This is a genomic window from Streptomyces sp. NPDC001381, assembly GCF_042895685.1.
Lineage (GTDB): Bacteria > Actinomycetota > Actinomycetes > Streptomycetales > Streptomycetaceae > Streptomyces.
This window is the reverse complement of sequence record NZ_JBIAWO010000001.1, coordinates 1,474,115-1,490,327: the sequence shown is the minus strand read 5'-3', so window position 1 is coordinate 1,490,327 and position 16,213 is coordinate 1,474,115. Positions and strand designations below refer to the sequence as shown.

Below are 16,213 nucleotides of genomic sequence, written 5' to 3'. Positions count from 1 at the left end.
GCACACCCGTGTCCTTCGGCGACAACCGTACGGGCACACCCGCGCCCCGGCGGCAACACCCGTACGGCCGCTCGCCGGATGCGGCGGCCTGGGCCGCGGGTTCCACTCGGGCCATGACCACCGAACCGCCCCCCGGCTCCGGCGGCCCGCCGGAGGAGGACCCGCTCCGGAAACAGCCCCCGCAGGAGCCGCCGCAGGAGCCCTCGCGGGAGCCCCCGCAGGGCCCGCCGCCCTCGTCCGGCCAGGGCCGGGGCGGCTCGCCGTACGACACCCCGTACGACGGGGAACCGCCCCCGCCCTACTCGGGAGGCGGCGGCCCCTACGCGGGCGGCGGCCCCTACGGGGGTCAGGGCGGTGACGCGTACGGCGGCTACCCGCCCGATCCGCTCGCCGGTATGGCCCCGCTCGCCGACAGCGGCAAGCGCACGCTCGCCCGGATCATCGACATGGTCCTCGTGTACATCGTGGTGGCGCTGCTGGTGTGGGCCTTCCGCGTCGACCAGTACACCGTCGACGCCGACGAGATCGAGTTCGGCAAGACCTTCGGACGCGAGGTCATCACGGTCGTCCTCTACGTCGCGTACGACACGATCCTGATCGCCCGCACCGGCCAGACCCTCGGCAAGAAGTGGCTCGGCATGCGGGTCGCCAACCTGGACGACGGCTCCACGCCGTCCGTGCAGACCTCGCTGATCCGCGCCCTGGTGCTGTGGGTTCCGTTCGCGTTCTGCTGCGCCTGCGTCTGGACCGCGATCGCGGGCGGCTGGAGCTTCTTCGACAAGCCCTACAAGCAGGGCCTGCACGACAAGGCGGCCAAGACGGTGGTGGTCAGCACGACCTGACGCACCGGCGGGCGGGCCACGGCGCGGTGGAGGGCCCGCGCCGCACGGCACGGGCCCTCCACCGGGTCGTTCAGGGCGCCGTGGGTTCCCGGACGGGCTCGGGTGCGCCGGACGCCGCGGCGACGGAGGCGGGTACGGGCACCGGCTCGGGCGCCGCCGGCTGCTGCGGGGCCACGGGGGCGGGCGACGACCGCGTCACCGGCACCGTCAGCGCGACGAGCACGCCGAGCGCGAGTGCGGCGACGGCGACGACCGCGATCCCGGGTCCCGAACTCGTCTGTGACAGCAGCAGCATGGCGAGCGTCGAGAAGATGACGGTGCAGGAACCGTACGTGAGCTGTGCGACAGTCGGACGAGGCATGGCAATCGTGTCCTCGGAAGCGGGGGAGATCTCGACTCTAACGGCTGCATGCCCGAGCGGAACGAACGGTAAGCGTGACCTAACCCACGGTGCCGGTGCACAGGGGGCGCACGGAGTCATGGCGTCCAGCAAGTGGACTGTCCCGCGCGCCCGTTCGAAGCCTTCGGCGGCCGGTCACGTTACGGTCATGTGTCCGCAATGCGAACACCGGCTCTCATTAATGCACTTGATCTGTCCAAGTCAAGGTCTGTTTTTTCTCGTAAACCAGTAGTCAAATGGCGTCACTTGACTACACGCGTATAACCGCGCGCGGATTTTCCTTGACAGGGGACCCCCTTCCGCGCGGACGGGCGCGTGAGTGGGAGGACATCAAGTGACCAGTAGATCCTGGACGTTCAGGACGGCCGCGACGGTCGTCGCCCTCGCGGCGGCCTCGGCGACGTTCACGACGTTCGCCGTGGCGCAGGCCGCCGAGGGCAGTGCGGCGGGAGCGGCGGCGGTGGACCGGCAGGACCCGCAGCCGGCCAAGGCCAAGGAGCACGACTTCGACGGCCCGCTCAGCAAGACGCAGGAGGCGCAGCGCGAGGAGGCCCTCAAGCAGGTCATATCCGGCGAGGCCACGGTCAAGGACCGTGACGGCTCGAAGGTGGTCAGGCTCGACAGCCGCAAGGGCGACAGCAAGTACGTCGAGCTCGGCCGGGAGAAGACCGACAAGATCTTCACCATCCTGGTCGAGTTCGGCGACCAGATCGACAGCCGCTACGGCGGCACCGTCGGCCCGCTGCACAACCAGATAGCCGCGCCGGACCGCACGAAGGACAACTCCACGGCCTGGCAGGCGGACTACGACCAGGCGCACTTCGAGGAGCTGTACTTCGGCACCGGCAAGAAGACCGAGTCGCTGAAGAAGTACTACGAGAAGCAGTCCTCGGGCCGCTACTCGGTCGAGGGCGAAGTGACCGACTGGGTCAAGGTGCCCTACAACGAGGCCCGTTACGGCTCCAACGACGCCCCCACCGGCGCCTGGTACGCCGTCCAGGACGGTGTCAACGCCTGGGTCGCCGAGCGCGAGGCCGCCGGTGACACGGCCGCCGAGATCAAGGCGGAGCTGGCCGAGTTCGACCAGTGGGACCGCTACGACCACGACGGCGACGGCGACTTCAACGAGTCCGACGGCTACATCGACCACTTCCAGATCGTGCACGCCGGCGAGGACGAGTCCGCGGGCGGCGGCGCACAGGGCGAGGACGCCATCTGGGCGCACCGCTGGTACGCCTTCGGTACCGACGCCGGCGCCACCGGCCCGGACAGCAACAAGCTCGGCGGCACGCAGATCGGCGACACGGGCATCTGGGTCGGCGACTACACCATCCAGCCGGAGAACGGCGGCCTGGGCGTCTTCGCCCACGAGTACGGCCACGACCTCGGCCTGCCCGACGAGTACGACACCACCGGCGGCGGCGAGAACTCCACCGGCTTCTGGACCCTGATGTCCTCCGGTTCCTGGCTGGGCACCGGCAAGGAGTCCATCGGCGACCTCCCCGGCGACATGAACGCCTGGGACAAGCTGCAGCTGGGCTGGCTGGACTACGACGTCGCGGCGGCCGGCAAGAAGTCGACGCACAAGCTGGGCGTCGCGGAGTACAACACCAAGAACCCGCAGGCCCTCGTGGTCCAGCTGCCGGAGAAGACGGTCACCACCGAGGTGGTCGCCCCGGCGCAGGGTGCCACGCAGTGGTGGAGCGGCAGCGGCGACGACCTGCGCAACACGCTGACCCGCACGGTCGACCTGACCGGCAAGACGTCGGCGTCCCTGACGCTCGACGGCTGGTGGGACATCGAGCAGGACTACGACTACCTGTACACCGAGGTCTCCACCGACGGCGGCGCCAGCTACACGCCGATCGACGGCACCCTGGCCGACGGCACCGCCATCCCGCGTGACGGCAGCGACAAGCCCGCCCTCACCGGCACGGTGGCCGCCTACCAGAAGCTGACGTTCCCGCTGGACGCCTACGCGGGCAAGCAGATCAGCCTGCGCTTCCGCTACGCCACCGACGGCGGCGTGGCCCAGAAGGGCTTCGCGGCCGACGAGATCACGGTGACCGCCGACGGCGCGACCCTGTTCTCCGACAACGCGGAGACCGCCGACGCGGCCTGGACGGCGAACGGCTTCTCCCGCATCGGCGCGTCCATCACGGACGACTACGAGCAGTACTACATCGCCGAGAACCGGCAGTACGTGTCGTACGACAAGACCCTCAAGGTCGGCCCGTACAACTACGGCTTCTCGACGACCCGTCCGGACTGGGTGGAGCACTACGCGTACCAGAACGGTCTGCTGATCTGGAAGTGGGACACCTCCCAGGCGGACGACAACACCAGCGCCCACCCGGGTGAGGGCCTGATCCTCCCGGTCGACTCGCACCCCACCCCGCTGAAGTGGGCCGACGGCACCCTGATGCGCAACCGCATCCAGGCCTTCGACTCCACCTTCAGCTGGTACCCGACGGACGCGATCACGCTGCACAAGGCGGACGTCGCGACCAAGATCAAGTCCCGTCCGGGCGTCCCGGTCTTCGACGACGGCAGGTCGACGTACTACGACGCGTCGAACCCGCTCGCCGGCGTCAAGATCACTGACACCAACACCTCGATCAAGATCGTCAACGAGCCCCTGAGTGGTTCGACGGTCACGGTCAAGGTCGGCCCGTCGGCGAAGTAGTCTGCATAATCGCAGGTCAGAAGCGTATCGGCGGCAACCCCTGGCGGGTTGCCGCCGATCGTGTTTAGGTGCCTCCTGTGTTTCCCTTATTGACGCCGACCTCGACACCGACTCGCACGGGGGTGTGACCGCATGGCCGCAGGAGGGTTCTGCAAGCTGCCGAACGGCAGAGTGGTGGTGGCCCTGAACCTCCCCAGCCCCGCCCACCCGGACTCCTCGGGCGTACGGGTCCTCGTCCATGCCCAGAACCGCGCGCGGGCCCTGACCCGGCTGCGCAACCTCGGTCTGCGCGCGGTCTACCTCCGCGGCAACGGGGCGCCGCCGACGCCGGACGAGATCACGGCCGTACTGCACCACCCGGACGGCCTGATATGGCGCGCGGCCCAGGACACGGTGCTCACCCCGGTGACGGTCCCGGAACTGTGGCGTCCGATCAGGTCACTGCTGAGAGGCGCGGCGGCCTAGGGAGGGGTCGCACGGCGCCGCGCGGCCGCACTTCGGGCGGCGGCGCCACTTTCGCAGCAGGCCCTGGCCGGCCGCTCCCGGAGGGCTCAGTGCACGACCGGCTTCCCGGTCAGCTCCACCCCGGCCTCGCGCAGCTCCTCCAGGGCCCGCTCGGTCGTCTCCGCGGCGACTCCGGCCGTGAGGTCGAGCAGGACCTGGGTGCGGAAGCCCTCGCGGGCCGCGTCCAGGGCGGTGGCCCGGACACAGTGGTCGGTGGCGATGCCGACCACGTCCACCTCGTCGATGTGCCGGGCCCGCAGCCAGTCGCCCAGCGTGACGCCGTTCTCGTCGGCGCCCTCGAAGCCGCTGTACGCGGCCGCGTAGGCGCCCTTGTCGAAGACGGCGTCGATGGCGCCGGAGGCGACCGCCGGGGCGAAGTTCGGGTGGAACCCGACCCCCTCCGTGCCGGCGACGCAGTGCGCGGGCCAGGAGTGGACGTAGTCGGGGTTGTCGGCGAAGTGGCCGCCGGGGGCGATGTGGTGGTCGCGGGTGGCCACGACATGCCGGTACCCGGCGGGGGCCTGCCCGATCAGCTCGGTGATCGCGGCGGCGACATCGGCACCCCCGGCCACCGCGAGGCTGCCCCCCTCGCAGAAGTCGTTCTGCACGTCTACGACGATCAAGGCGCGGCGCATGGTCGGTGTCCTTCGACTCTGGGTGAAGTAAGCAAGCCTAGAGATTTTCCGGGCCGGGCGACAGTGCCGGGCAAGGAGGGCCCGGCCCCCGAGGGCGGCGGCGCCACCCGGGGGCGGGGCCCCTGCGGCCCTGGCGGCCCTTGCGGTCCCTGGCGGCCCTTGCGGCCCTCGCGGTTCCGGAGGACCGGAAGGTGAGGGCAGGGCCTAGCGGTCCTGGAGGTACTCGGTCGGCAGGACGGGCTCGCCGCGGGAGAGCTGGGTGGCGGACAGCGGCAGGTTGGCGCGCGCCGCCGCGTGCCGGTCGCGTACGACGTCCAGGGGCTCGCGGGCGACCGTCGCGCCCCCCTTGACCAGCTCCGCCAGCAGCAGGCGGTCGGCCAGCGAGGCGGGCACCGGGCCGGTGCCGATCACCTCGGCCTCCGCGACCCCGTCCGCGTCCAGCCGCCGCGCCGCCCACTTGCGCCCGCCGATGGACGTCTTGCCGCCGGACGACTTCTTCGCCACCGGCACCAGGGGGGCCTTCGGATCGGCGGACTCGGCGCGGGCGACCAGTTTGTAGACCATCGAGCAGGTCGGGTGCCCGGACCCGGTCACCAGCTGCGTCCCGACGCCGTACGCGTCCACGGGCGCCGCGGCCAGCGAGGCGATGGCGTACTCGTCGAGGTCGGAGGTGACGATGATCCGTGTGTCCGTCGCCCCCAGCTCGTCCAGCTGCTGGCGCACCCGGTGCGCGACGAGGAGCAGATCGCCGGAGTCGATGCGGACCGCGCCCAGCTCGGGCCCGGCCACCTCCACCGCCATCCGGACGGCCTCGGCGACGTCGTAGGTGTCGACGAGCAGGGTGGTGCCCCGGCCGAGGGAGTCGACCTGGGCCCGGAAGGCGTCCCGCTCGCTGTCGTGCAGCAGGGTGAAGGCGTGGGCGCTCGTGCCCACCGTCGGGATGCCGTAGCGGAAGCCCGCGGCCAGGTCGGAGGTGGTGGTGAAGCCGCCGATGTACGCGGCGCGGGCGGCGGCGACCGCGGCCAGCTCATGGGTGCGGCGGGCGCCCATCTCGATCAGCGGCCGCTCTCCCGCGGCGGAGGACATCCGGGAGGCGGCCGCCGCGATCGCGGAGTCGTGGTTGAGGATGGACAGGATCACGGTCTCCAGGAGCACGCACTCGGCGAACGTGCCCTCCACCCGCATGACCGGGGAGCCGGGGAAGTAGACCTCGCCCTCCGGGTAGCCCCAGATGTCACCCGAGAACCGGTAGCCGGCCAGCCAGTCCAGCGTCTCCGCGTCGACGATGCCCCGCTCGCGCAGGAAGCGCAGGACGCCGGCGTCGAAGCGGAAGTTCTCGACGGCGTCCAGGACCCGCCCGGTGCCCGCGACGACGCCGTAGCGCCGTCCCTCCGGCAGCCGCCGGGTGAAGACCTCGAACACGCTGCGCCGCTCGGCCGTTCCGGCCCTCAGGGCGGCCTGCAGCATCGTCAGCTCGTACTGGTCCGTGAAGAGCGCCGTGGAGGGGACGTCCACCGGCAGCCCAAGGTCCGCTGTGTTCATGGCAAGGATGCTACACCCCTTTGCGTCAGTGTGACGATTTGTAGGGCTCGTGGCAGCATGGGCCTTGTGACGTCACCCGCTCCCCTAGAGATCGAACGCACCGAGTCGGCGGAGGAGGTCTTCGCCGTCCCCGAGCCGGACGTCCCCTGGGTCACGATCGTCCACAACGACCCGGTCAACCTCATGAGCTATGTGACGTACGTCTTCCAGACGTACTTCGGCTACTCCAAGGACAAGGCCACCAAGCTCATGCTCGACGTCCACCACAAGGGCCGGGCGGTCGTCTCCAGCGGCTCTCGCGAGGAGATGGAACGCGACGTGCAGGCCATGCACGGCTACGGACTGTGGGCCACCCTCCAGCAGGACCGGAAGTAGCCTCCTCACTGATGCCTGGACACTTCGAACCGCTCCCCGGCGGCGGCGCGGCCGTCGCGCTCGACGACGTCGAGATCTCGATCATCCGGTCGCTGGCCGTGCAGCTCCTGGAGCTGATCGGCCCCGGCCCCGCCGGTGACGCCCCCGACGACCCGCTCGCCGAGCTCTTCGCCGAGGGGCCGAGCGAGCCCCCCGCCGATCCCGTCCTGCGCCGCCTGTTCCCGGACGCCTACACCGACCCGGAGGGCACCCAGGGGCCGAAGCAGGCGGACGAGCAGAAGGAGCACTCCGCCGAGTTCCGCCGCTACACCGAGAACGACCTGCGGGCCGGCAAGCGCGACAACGCCCTCGCGGTGATCCGCTCGCTGGACGCGCTGGCCTCCGAGGCGGCCGCCGCCGGCGGGGCGGTGCTCGAGCTGGCGCCGCGCGAGTCCCAGCAGTGGCTCGGCGCTCTCAACGACCTGCGGCTGGCGATCGGGGCCCGGCTGGAGATCACCGACGAGGAGGACACCGACGTCCTCTACCGGCTTCCCGACGACGACCCGCGCAAGCCGATGGTGATGGCGTACCTGTGGCTGGGCGGACTCCAGGAAACCCTCGTGACCACCCTTCTGCCGTAGTCTGTGCCGTTTTCGCGCCCGTTGTGCGGGCGCTTCGTGTTCGCTCAGAGGACGCTCAAATCCGGATAACGATCGCATCACCGCGACGGCCGGGAGTGTCCTCTTTGTGTCTGATTCATCCCCTTCTCCCTGTGTCGTGCGCCACACCCGTCCCGGGCGATCAATATTTCAGCCGTGATAAATCTTCACGACCGCCCGGCGAACACCACCCGTATGTTCCGCCGGGTGCGCCACCGAGCCGACCATCGTCGGCCAGGCACGGGCGGGCCCGCGTAGCCCGCCCAGCTCCATCAATCCGGGGGGATCGAAACCCGATCCGAGGCCGACGAGAGGCCCGGGTCGGCATGGAGAAAGGCGCACCACACCATGACCTCCGCTCAGGTCAACACGGAGAAGACCTCCGCAGAGTCCGAAGAGGGGTACGAGCGCGGGCTCGGCAGCCGTCAGGTCCAGATGATCGCGATCGGCGGCGCCATCGGCGTCGGCCTCTTCCTGGGAGCCGGGGCGAACATCGCCAAGGCCGGTCCCAGCCTGATCCTGATGTACGCCCTCGCGGGCGCGATCGTCTTCTTCATCATGCGGGCGCTCGGTGAGCTCCTGCTCTACCGCCCGGTCTCGGGCTCCTTCGCCGAGTACTCCCGTGAGTTCCTCGGCCCGTTCTTCGGCTACTTCACCGGCTGGACGTACTGGCTGATGTGGGTCGTCACCGGCATGGCCGAGCTCACGGCCGCCGCGATCTACGTCCACTACTGGTTCCCGGACGTCCCGCAATGGGTGACGGCCCTGGTCTTCCTGGTGATCCTCTTCGGGGTCAACCTGATCTCCGTGAAGCTCTTCGGCGAGCTGGAGTTCTGGTTCTCGATGGTCAAGGTCACCGCCCTGATCGGCATGATCGTCATCGGCCTGGGCGTGCTCACCTTCGGCTTCAGCGCCGCCGGTGACACGGCGTCGGTCGCGAACCTCTACCAGTTCGACGGCTTCTTCCCCAAGGGCATCGGCTCCTCCCTGATGACCCTGCAGGGCGTGATGTTCGCCTACCTCGCCGTCGAGCTGGTCGGCGTCACCGCGGGCGAGTCGGAGAACCCCGAGAAGACGCTCCCCAAGGCCATCAACACCCTCCCGTGGCGCATCGCGCTGTTCTACGTCGGCGCGCTCACCGTCATCCTCTGCGTCGTGAAGTGGACCGAGTTCGCCCCCGGTGTCTCGCCCTTCGTCGAGGCCTTCGCCAGGATCGGCATCCCGGCGGGCGCGGGCATCGTCAACTTCGTCGTGCTCACCGCGGCCCTGTCCTCCTGCAACTCGGGCATGTACTCCACCGGCCGCATGCTGCGCACCCTGGCGGACAGCGGCGAGGCCCCCGGCGCCTTCAGGAAGCTGTCCTCGACGAAGACCCCGGCCTTCGGCATCACGGTCTCGGTCCTCTTCATGGGCATCGGCGTGGTCCTGAACTACGTCGTCCCGGAGAAGGCCTTCGCGTACGTCACCTCCGTCGCCACCGCGGCCGGCATCTGGACCTGGCTGATGATCCTGGTCAGCCACGTCCGCTACCGCCGCGCGGTCGTCGCGGGCCGGCTGCCCGCGTCCTCCTTCCCCGCTCCGGGCGGCGCCGCGTTCAGCTGGGTGGCCATCGTCTTCCTGCTGTTCGTCACCGGCCTCATCGCCTACGACGCCGACTCCCGCATCTGCCTGTACGTGATGGCCGGCTGGGCCGCCGCGCTCGGCATCGGCTGGGCCGTGCTCAAGGGCCGCAACCCGGAGGTCGCGAGCCGTCGCGAGCCGGAGCTGGAGAAGATCGGCTGATCCTCCCCAGGACGTCCGGCCGCACGGAGCACTCGTGGCGCCCCGCCGCGGCAGCCGCTCAGGACGTCCGGCATACGGGCCGCCCCGTACCGCACTTCGGTACAGGGCGGCCCCTCTGCTTATCCTGACCAGCATGCTGACCATCACCCAGGCCCTGTACGACCAGATCGTCGCGCACGCGCGCAAGGACCACCCCGACGAGGCGTGCGGCGTCATCGCGGGCCCGGCGGGATCGGACCGCCCCGAGCGCTTCATCCCGATGCTGAACGCGGCCATGTCGCCCACGTTCTACGAGTTCGACTCCGGGGACCTGTTCAAGCTCTACCGCGAGATGGACGACCGCGACGAGGAGCCGGTGGTCATCTACCACTCCCACACCGCGACCGAGGCCCACCCCTCCCGCACGGACATCTCCTACGCCAACGAGCCCGCCGCCCACTACGTCCTCGTCTCCACCGCCGACACCGACGGCCTGGGCGACTTCCAGTTCCGCTCGTTCCGGATCGTGGACGGCGTGGTGACGGAGGAGGACGTGCGGGTCGTCGAGGCCTACTGATCCGCACGGCCGCCTCGGCTACCGTTTCCGGCAAGCGCTTCCACAACGGGACCCCACGGAGACGGTGTTGACGCAACGGACGACGGCGAACTTACGGCGGCCCACCCTCGAGGACGTGGCCCGGCAGGCCGGGGTGTCGAGGTCGACCGTGTCGCGGGTGGTCAACGGAGAGGCCCGGGTCAGCGCCGAGGTCGCCACCCGGGTCCGTGCGGTGATCGCCGCGCTGGGGTACGTCCCCAACCAGGCCGCCCGGCAACTGGTCACCCGCCGCACCAACGCCGTCGCGGTCGTCGCGACCCCGCCGGAGGGCCGGCTCTTCCTCGACCCGTTCTTCGACCTCCTGCTGCGCGGGGTGCGCCGCGAACTCGCCGGACACGGCGCCCAGGCGGTCCTGCTCCTCCTGGAGGAACCGGACGACCGGGCCAGGGTGGCCGACTACCTCGGCGGCGGCCATGTCGACGGCGCCGTGCTGTTCTCGCTGCGCCCCGGCGACCTGCTCCACACGATGATCGGCCGGCTCGACATCCCCGCCGTCTTCGGCGGCCGTCCCCTGCTGCGGGACGGCGACACCGTCCCCGGACACGCCTACGTCGACGGCGACAACCGCGGGGGAGCGCGCCAGGCCGTCCGCCACCTCGTCTCCCTCGGCCGCCGCCGCATCGCCACCGTCGCCGGACCCTACGACCAGGAGAACTCCGCCGCCGACCGCCTCGCCGGCTACCGGGACGTCCTGCCGGACGCCACGTCCCACCTCGTCGAGCGGGCCGACTACAGCCGTCAGGGCGGCGCCGACGCCATGGCCGCCCTGCTGGACCGCTGCCCGGACCTCGACGCCGTCTTCGTCGCCTCGGACTTCATGGCCTCCGGAGCCCTGCAGACCCTGCGCGAGCGAGGGCGGCGGGTGCCCGAGGACGTGGCCGTCGTCGGCTTCGACGACCTGACGTCCATCGCCGAGACCACCGACCCGCCCCTGACCACCGTCCACCAGGACGTCGGGGAGATGGGCCGCCGCATGGCCCGGCTGCTGTTCGAACACACCGGCCCCGAGGCCTCCGTGGTGGTGCCGACCCGGCTGGTCCGACGGCGGTCCGCCTGACCGCCCCGACCTGTCCGGTCTCACTGGGTGGCCCGATTCCGTCCGCCATATGGGATCACATTCCGGGAGGCGGGACGGGAATCGATACGATGAGCCCATGGTTTTGAACGACGTGAGCATAAAGACGCCGGGCGCACTGCTCGTGGCGCGGCTGCACGTCGACCTGTGCAGGCTCGCCAGCGCCATCTGTTGACGCAGGCCCCTGCTCGCCGTACGGCCGTGAGCCGCGGCGCTGTCTCACACGCACGTATCCCGCGCTGCCCACACCACCTCCCGACAGGAGCCCTGAGCCATGGCCATCGAGGTCCGCATCCCGACCATCCTCCGCCAGTACACCGACGGTCAGAAGGCGGTGGAGGGCAGCGGTGACACCCTCGCCGACCTGTTCACCGACCTCGAGACCCGGCATGCGGGCATCCAGGCCCGCATCGTGGACGGCGGCCAGCTGCGCCGCTTCGTCAACGTCTACCTGAACGACGAGGACGTCCGCTTCGTCGACGGCATCGACACCAAGCTCGCCGACGGCGACACCGTGACGATCCTGCCGGCCGTGGCCGGCGGCATGGCCTAGGCCGGCAGACCCGGTCATGCGTTACGACTCCCCGCTGGCCGCGGTGGGCAACACCCCTCTGGTGCGCCTGCCGCGGCTGTCGCCGTCCCCCGACGTCCGCATCTGGGCGAAGCTGGAGGACCGCAACCCCACCGGCTCGGTCAAGGACCGCCCCGCCCTGTACATGATCGAGCAGGCGGAGAAGGACGGCCGTCTGACGCCGGGCTGCACGATCCTGGAGCCGACCTCCGGCAACACCGGCATCTCCCTCGCCATGGCGGCCAAGCTCAAGGGCTACCGCATCGTGTGCGTGATGCCGGAGAACACCTCGCAGGAGCGCCGGGACCTGCTCGCGATGTGGGGCGCCGAGATCATCTCCTCGCCGGCCGCGGGCGGCTCCAACACCGCCGTACGCGTCGCCAAGGAGCTCGCCGCCGAGCACCCCGACTGGGTGATGCTCTACCAGTACGGCAACCCGGACAACGCCGGCGCCCACTACGCGACGACCGGCCCGGAGATCCTCGCCGATCTCCCGTCGATCACCCACTTCGTGGCGGGCCTCGGCACCACCGGCACCCTCATGGGCGTGGGCCGCTACCTGCGCGAGCACAAGCCCGACGTGAAGATCGTCGCCGCCGAGCCGCGCTACGACGACCTGGTGTACGGCCTGCGCAACCTCGACGAGGGGTTCGTGCCGGAGCTGTACGACGCCTCCGTCCTCACCACCCGCTTCTCGGTCGGCTCGGCGGACGCCGTGACCCGCACCCGGGAACTCCTCCAGCAGGAGGGCATCTTCGCCGGCGTCTCCACCGGCGCGGCGCTGCACGCCGCGATCGGCGTCGGCAGGAAGGCCGTCAAGGCGGGGGAGAGCGCGGACATCGCGTTCGTCGTCGCGGACGGCGGCTGGAAGTACCTCTCCACCGGCGTCTACACGGCGGCCACCACCGAGGAGGCCATCGAGACCCTCCACGGCCAGCTCTGGGCCTAGGACGGGCCCGGGGCCCGGGGCCCGGGGCGCGCGGCCGGGGCCGAGGTCCGGGGCCGGTCTCCCCGTCACCCGTACGTCCGGCACGGATCCGGACGTACGGGTGGTACGTCGAAGGGGGAGAGGAGGCCTCCATGCGCCGTACGACCCGTTCCACGACCCTCGCCCTGGCGGTGCTGACGCTCGCCTTCGCCGGCTGCGGCACCGAGCGCGACGGTGCCGCGGCACCCCCGTCCTCGTCGGCCCCGCCGGCCCCGCCGTCTTCCTCCCCGTCCTCGCCGGCCGGTGACCGGGACTGCGCGGCGTCCGCGCCCGCCGAGCTCACCACCGCCGACGACGGCCGCACCGTCTGCCTGGCCGTCGGCGGGCAGCTCCGCCTGAACCTCGACGGCACGGCGAAACGCCCCTGGTCGACCGTCGCCGCCACGGGCGACGTGCTGAAGCCCGCCAACGCGGGCATCGTCGTCCTGCCGGGCGACGCCGTCGCCGCCTACGACGCGGTGGCGGCCGGGACGGCCCGGCTGACCGCCTCCCGTCCGCTGTGCGCCGTCGCCACCGGGCCCGGCCAGGTCTCCTGCAAGGGCGTCCAGGAGTGGGCCGTCACCGTACGGGTCACCCCGTGACCGGGCTCAGGTCGCCAGGTGCCTGACCTGGTCCCACAGCACCGGGTCCACCACGCCCACCCGGCGGCGGAAGTCCCGCACCGGGACCTGCCGCAGCTCGTCCGTCTCCAGGAAGCTCGGGCGCCCCCGCGCGTCACCGACCGCGCCCGGCGGCAGCGGGATCACACCGGCCCGCTCGTCGCGGTACCTGCTGGTGATCTTCGCGACCGTCACCCGTTCGCCGCGCACCCCGAGGACCAGACAGGGCCGGTCCTTCGCGGCCGGCCCGTCCTCGAACGGCACGTTCGCCCACCAGATCTCCGCGGGCTGCGGCCGCCCCCGGGCCCCGGGCCCCCGCGCCGGCCGCCCCGGCGGCCGGGTCCTGCGCCCCTGCGGGCGCCGCCCCCGCCCCCAGCCGTCCACGAGCGTGGCGGCGAACGCCAGCAGTACCACCGCCGCGAGCGCCAGCCACCAGGACGTGTCCATACGACGACGTTACCGGCGCGCGCACGTCAACGCGCGCCCTCTCCTGCACCTCGTACGCCGCTGTTCCAGCCGAACCGGTGACAGCACAGGTGAGTTCGCCCACAACAGCCCCTGGTGGAGGAGCGACCCGGGGTTTTGCGCCTTACGCTCGACGAACCGCACGACCCCCGTCGCCCCCTATCTCTCGATTTCCCGCCAGCGGAGGTTTCTGCTTTATGAAGCTCACCGTCGTCGGCTGCTCGGGGTCGTTCCCGTCCGCGGAATCGGCCTGCTCGAGCTACCTCGTCGAGGCCGACGGCTTCAGGCTGCTTCTCGACATGGGCAACGGCGCCCTGGGCGAGCTGCAGCGCCACTGCGGTCTCTACGACCTCGACGCGATCTTCCTGAGCCATCTGCACGCCGACCACTGCATCGACATGTGCGCCTATTTCGTCGCGCGTTACTACCGCCACGACGGCGGGCGCTGCGACCCCCTGCCGGTCTACGGCCCCGAAGGCACCGAACACCGCCTGACCACGGCCTATGCCGACACCCCCTCCGCCTCCTCGATGAGCGAGGTCTTCGACTTCCACACCGTCAAGCCGTCCACCTTCGACATCGGCCCGTTCACCGTGCACACCGAACGCGTGGCCCACCCCGTCGAGGCGTACGGCATCCGGGTCGAGCACGGCGGCCGGTCGCTGACCTACTCCGGTGACACCGGACTCAGCCCGGCGCTGGACGAACTCGCCCGCGACACCGACCTCTTCCTGTGCGAGGCCGCCTTCACGCACGGCAAGGAGAACATCCCCGACCTGCACCTCAACGGCCGTGAGGCGGGGGAGACGGCGAGCCGGGCGGGCGCGAGGAAGCTCGTGCTGACCCACATCCCGCCGTGGACCGACCCCCAGGTCAACCTCGCCGACGCGCGCGCGGTCTACGACGGCCCGGTGGAACTGGCGGTGCCGAGGGTGTCGTACGAGATCTAGGGGGTGTTTCGAAAGTCCTGTGCGGTGCCCGCGGTGTTCGGTGCGTGCCCTCGGCGTGCCGGACGAAGGCCCTCGTAGCGGAGCTACTTGGGTCTTTGGCCGGTGCGGCGAGGGTGCGTGCCGGGCGCCGCGGGTACTGTGCGGGACTTTCGAAACACCCCCTAGGCCCACGCACGAGGCCCCCGGAGCGGTTCAGGGCTCCGGGGGCCTTCGTGTGCGGACGGGCGGCTACGCCTTGGTGAGGTCCTCGACCTCCTCCTCGGGCTCGCGGCCCGGGGTGGCGATGTTGAACCTGATGATGGCGAAGCGGAAGACGACGTAGTAGATCGCCGCGAAGACCAGGCCGATCGGGATGATCATCCAGGGCTTGGTGGCGAGGTTCCAGTTGAGGAAGTAGTCGATCGCGCCCGCCGAGAAGCTGAAGCCGTGGTGGACGCCCAGGGACCAGGTGACGGCCATGGACAGGGCGGTCAGCAGCGCGTGGATCACGTACAGCACCGGCGCGATGAACATGAACGCGAACTCGATCGGCTCGGTGATGCCGGTGACGAAGGAGGTGAGCGCCAGCGAGACCATCATGCCGCCGACGGCCTTGCGGCGCTCGGGGCGGGCGCAGTGCGTGATGGCGAGGGCGGCGGCCGGGAGGGCGAACATCATGATCGGGAAGAAGCCGGTCATGAACTGTCCGGCGGTCGGGTCACCGTGGAAGAAGCGCGGCAGGTCACCGTGCCAGACGGCGCCGGAGGCGTCCTTGAAGGAGCCGATCTCCTGCCAGGCCACCGTGTTGACGAACTGGTGCATGCCGACGGGGAGCAGCGCGCGGTTGATGGCGCCGAAGATGCCCGCGCCCACGGCGCCGAGGCCGGTCATCCACTCGCCGAAGTTGGTGATCACCTCACCGATGGGCTCCCACACCAGGCCGAAGAAGACGCCGACGGCGGTGCCGATGAAGGCCATCAGGATCGGCACCAGACGGCGGCCGTTGAAGAAGCCCAGCCAGTCGGGGAGCTTGGTGCGGTGGAAGCGCTGCCAGGTGACGGCGGCTATCAGGCCCATCACGATGCCGCCGAGGACCTTGGGGTCGTTGTAGGTGGCGGCGACGTCCGCCCCCTTGGTGATCTTCGCATCGGTGATGGGGAACGCGGTCAGTACGTTCTTGTAGACCAGGAAGCCCACGAGCGCGGCGAGCGCGGTCGAGCCGTCGGCCTTCTTGGCGAAGCCGATGGCGATGCCGACGCAGAACAGCAGCGGCAGGTTGGCGAAGACGGCGTCGCCGGCGGTCGCGAACACGTCCGCGACCTTGCCCCAGCCGAGACCGTCCTTGCCGAACACGTCGGGCTGACCGAGGCGCAGCAGGATGCCCGCCGCCGGCAGTACGGCGATGGGAAGCTGCAGGCTGCGGCCCACCTTCTGCAGACCCTGGAACAGACCTGATCCCCACTTCTTCGCGGGGGCCGCCGTAGGCGCGGTGGCGGTGCTCATAGACTTCCTCCATCGGGTGGTGGTCTACACCACTCAGTGGTGTAGACCATGTTGTAGCACGATGAAGGTGGCATAAGGAACCCG

18 protein-coding genes are annotated in these 16,213 nt (G+C 70.6%); 13 read left to right on the top strand and 5 right to left on the bottom strand.

Going from position 1 to position 16,213, the window contains the following annotated elements; translation table 11 throughout:
- Nucleotides 1-113 precede the first annotated feature (113 nt).
- Complete coding sequence (locus tag ACFY2L_RS06665) at nucleotides 114-842, top strand: RDD family protein (protein WP_390660200.1); 729 nt, start codon at nucleotides 114-116, stop codon at nucleotides 840-842.
- A gap of 70 nt (nucleotides 843-912) precedes the next feature.
- Here ACFY2L_RS06665 and ACFY2L_RS06660 read toward each other — a convergent pair whose 3' ends face one another.
- The gene (locus ACFY2L_RS06660; protein WP_390660199.1) at nucleotides 913-1,203 is read right to left on the bottom strand and encodes a hypothetical protein; all 291 of its coding nucleotides are present in this window, start codon (nucleotides 1,201-1,203) and stop codon (nucleotides 913-915) included.
- Nucleotides 1,204-1,576: 373 nt separating this feature from the next.
- Here ACFY2L_RS06660 and ACFY2L_RS06655 point away from each other — a divergent pair, with 373 nt between their 5' ends.
- Both ACFY2L_RS06655 and ACFY2L_RS06650 read left to right on the top strand, forming a co-directional pair.
- On the top strand, nucleotides 1,577-3,928 hold the full coding sequence (locus ACFY2L_RS06655) for an immune inhibitor A domain-containing protein (RefSeq protein ID WP_390660198.1): 2,352 nt from the start codon (nucleotides 1,577-1,579) through the stop codon (nucleotides 3,926-3,928).
- A 132-nt stretch (nucleotides 3,929-4,060) separates the two neighbouring features.
- Nucleotides 4,061-4,393 (top strand): hypothetical protein, encoded by a 333-nt coding sequence (locus ACFY2L_RS06650; RefSeq protein WP_390821644.1) that lies wholly within the window; start codon nucleotides 4,061-4,063, stop codon nucleotides 4,391-4,393.
- A gap of 86 nt (nucleotides 4,394-4,479) precedes the next feature.
- On the opposite strand, the gene ACFY2L_RS06645 is transcribed toward ACFY2L_RS06650, so the two are convergent.
- Nucleotides 4,480-5,067 carry an isochorismatase family protein gene (locus ACFY2L_RS06645; RefSeq protein ID WP_390660196.1) on the bottom strand — a complete coding sequence of 196 codons (588 nt, stop codon included), beginning with the start codon at nucleotides 5,065-5,067 and terminating at the stop codon, nucleotides 4,480-4,482.
- Between the two features lie 204 nt (nucleotides 5,068-5,271).
- The gene (locus ACFY2L_RS06640; protein WP_390660195.1) at nucleotides 5,272-6,609 is read right to left on the bottom strand and encodes a nicotinate phosphoribosyltransferase; all 1,338 of its coding nucleotides are present in this window, start codon (nucleotides 6,607-6,609) and stop codon (nucleotides 5,272-5,274) included.
- 57 nt (nucleotides 6,610-6,666) lie between these two features.
- Here ACFY2L_RS06640 and clpS point away from each other — a divergent pair, with 57 nt between their 5' ends.
- The 9 genes from clpS to ACFY2L_RS06595 all read left to right on the top strand — a co-directional run bounded on the left by clpS (nucleotide 6,667) and on the right by ACFY2L_RS06595 (nucleotide 13,214).
- Entirely contained in the window at nucleotides 6,667-6,984 is a 318-nt protein-coding gene (clpS, locus tag ACFY2L_RS06635) for an ATP-dependent Clp protease adapter ClpS (protein ID WP_327320744.1), read from the top strand.
- Between the two features lie 11 nt (nucleotides 6,985-6,995).
- Nucleotides 6,996-7,604, top strand: a complete 609-nt coding sequence (locus ACFY2L_RS06630; RefSeq protein ID WP_390821643.1) for a DUF2017 domain-containing protein — start codon at nucleotides 6,996-6,998, stop codon at nucleotides 7,602-7,604.
- A 366-nt stretch (nucleotides 7,605-7,970) separates the two neighbouring features.
- Nucleotides 7,971-9,404, top strand: coding sequence for an amino acid permease (locus tag ACFY2L_RS06625; RefSeq protein WP_390660193.1), 1,434 nt, complete (start codon nucleotides 7,971-7,973; stop codon nucleotides 9,402-9,404).
- Nucleotides 9,405-9,537: 133 nt separating this feature from the next.
- Nucleotides 9,538-9,960: a Mov34/MPN/PAD-1 family protein gene (locus tag ACFY2L_RS06620; RefSeq protein ID WP_390660192.1), complete on the top strand. Its 423-nt coding sequence runs from the start codon at nucleotides 9,538-9,540 to the stop codon at nucleotides 9,958-9,960.
- A 67-nt stretch (nucleotides 9,961-10,027) separates the two neighbouring features.
- Nucleotides 10,028-11,056, top strand: a complete 1,029-nt coding sequence (locus ACFY2L_RS06615; RefSeq protein WP_390821642.1) for a LacI family DNA-binding transcriptional regulator — start codon at nucleotides 10,028-10,030, stop codon at nucleotides 11,054-11,056.
- A 97-nt stretch (nucleotides 11,057-11,153) separates the two neighbouring features.
- On the top strand, nucleotides 11,154-11,249 hold the full coding sequence (locus ACFY2L_RS06610; protein ID WP_390660190.1) for a putative leader peptide: 96 nt from the start codon (nucleotides 11,154-11,156) through the stop codon (nucleotides 11,247-11,249).
- A gap of 99 nt (nucleotides 11,250-11,348) precedes the next feature.
- Nucleotides 11,349-11,627, top strand: a complete 279-nt coding sequence (locus ACFY2L_RS06605) for a MoaD/ThiS family protein (protein WP_390660189.1) — start codon at nucleotides 11,349-11,351, stop codon at nucleotides 11,625-11,627.
- 16 nt (nucleotides 11,628-11,643) lie between these two features.
- Nucleotides 11,644-12,594, top strand: a complete 951-nt coding sequence (locus tag ACFY2L_RS06600) for a PLP-dependent cysteine synthase family protein (protein WP_390660188.1) — start codon at nucleotides 11,644-11,646, stop codon at nucleotides 12,592-12,594.
- 131 nt (nucleotides 12,595-12,725) lie between these two features.
- The gene (locus ACFY2L_RS06595) at nucleotides 12,726-13,214 is read left to right on the top strand and encodes a hypothetical protein (RefSeq protein ID WP_390660187.1); all 489 of its coding nucleotides are present in this window, start codon (nucleotides 12,726-12,728) and stop codon (nucleotides 13,212-13,214) included.
- A 6-nt stretch (nucleotides 13,215-13,220) separates the two neighbouring features.
- On the opposite strand, the gene ACFY2L_RS06590 is transcribed toward ACFY2L_RS06595, so the two are convergent.
- Nucleotides 13,221-13,679 carry a type II toxin-antitoxin system PemK/MazF family toxin gene (locus tag ACFY2L_RS06590; RefSeq protein ID WP_390660186.1) on the bottom strand — a complete coding sequence of 153 codons (459 nt, stop codon included), beginning with the start codon at nucleotides 13,677-13,679 and terminating at the stop codon, nucleotides 13,221-13,223.
- Nucleotides 13,680-13,894: 215 nt separating this feature from the next.
- On the opposite strand from ACFY2L_RS06590, the gene ACFY2L_RS06585 reads away from it, so the two are divergent.
- Nucleotides 13,895-14,647 (top strand): MBL fold metallo-hydrolase, encoded by a 753-nt coding sequence (locus tag ACFY2L_RS06585; RefSeq protein WP_390660185.1) that lies wholly within the window; start codon nucleotides 13,895-13,897, stop codon nucleotides 14,645-14,647.
- A gap of 228 nt (nucleotides 14,648-14,875) precedes the next feature.
- Here ACFY2L_RS06585 and ACFY2L_RS06580 read toward each other — a convergent pair whose 3' ends face one another.
- The gene (locus ACFY2L_RS06580) at nucleotides 14,876-16,129 is read right to left on the bottom strand and encodes a PTS transporter subunit EIIC (RefSeq protein ID WP_390660184.1); all 1,254 of its coding nucleotides are present in this window, start codon (nucleotides 16,127-16,129) and stop codon (nucleotides 14,876-14,878) included.
- Nucleotides 16,130-16,213 lie beyond the last annotated feature (84 nt).

Coding starts and splice junctions, on each gene's coding strand:
- ACFY2L_RS06665 (WP_390660200.1), top strand. CDS start 114: ATGACCACCGAACCGCCCCCCGGCTCCGGCGGCCCGCCGGAGGAGGAC.
- ACFY2L_RS06660 (WP_390660199.1), bottom strand. CDS start 1,203: ATGCCTCGTCCGACTGTCGCACAGCTCACGTACGGTTCCTGCACCGTC.
- ACFY2L_RS06650 (WP_390821644.1), top strand. CDS start 4,061: ATGGCCGCAGGAGGGTTCTGCAAGCTGCCGAACGGCAGAGTGGTGGTG.
- ACFY2L_RS06645 (WP_390660196.1), bottom strand. CDS start 5,067: ATGCGCCGCGCCTTGATCGTCGTAGACGTGCAGAACGACTTCTGCGAG.
- ACFY2L_RS06640 (WP_390660195.1), bottom strand. CDS start 6,609: ATGAACACAGCGGACCTTGGGCTGCCGGTGGACGTCCCCTCCACGGCG.
- clpS (WP_327320744.1), top strand. CDS start 6,667: ATGGGCCTTGTGACGTCACCCGCTCCCCTAGAGATCGAACGCACCGAG.
- ACFY2L_RS06630 (WP_390821643.1), top strand. CDS start 6,996: ATGCCTGGACACTTCGAACCGCTCCCCGGCGGCGGCGCGGCCGTCGCG.
- ACFY2L_RS06625 (WP_390660193.1), top strand. CDS start 7,971: ATGACCTCCGCTCAGGTCAACACGGAGAAGACCTCCGCAGAGTCCGAA.
- ACFY2L_RS06620 (WP_390660192.1), top strand. CDS start 9,538: ATGCTGACCATCACCCAGGCCCTGTACGACCAGATCGTCGCGCACGCG.
- ACFY2L_RS06610 (WP_390660190.1), top strand. CDS start 11,154: ATGGTTTTGAACGACGTGAGCATAAAGACGCCGGGCGCACTGCTCGTG.
- ACFY2L_RS06605 (WP_390660189.1), top strand. CDS start 11,349: ATGGCCATCGAGGTCCGCATCCCGACCATCCTCCGCCAGTACACCGAC.
- ACFY2L_RS06600 (WP_390660188.1), top strand. CDS start 11,644: ATGCGTTACGACTCCCCGCTGGCCGCGGTGGGCAACACCCCTCTGGTG.
- ACFY2L_RS06595 (WP_390660187.1), top strand. CDS start 12,726: ATGCGCCGTACGACCCGTTCCACGACCCTCGCCCTGGCGGTGCTGACG.
- ACFY2L_RS06590 (WP_390660186.1), bottom strand. CDS start 13,679: ATGGACACGTCCTGGTGGCTGGCGCTCGCGGCGGTGGTACTGCTGGCG.
- ACFY2L_RS06585 (WP_390660185.1), top strand. CDS start 13,895: ATGAAGCTCACCGTCGTCGGCTGCTCGGGGTCGTTCCCGTCCGCGGAA.
- ACFY2L_RS06580 (WP_390660184.1), bottom strand. CDS start 16,129: ATGAGCACCGCCACCGCGCCTACGGCGGCCCCCGCGAAGAAGTGGGGA.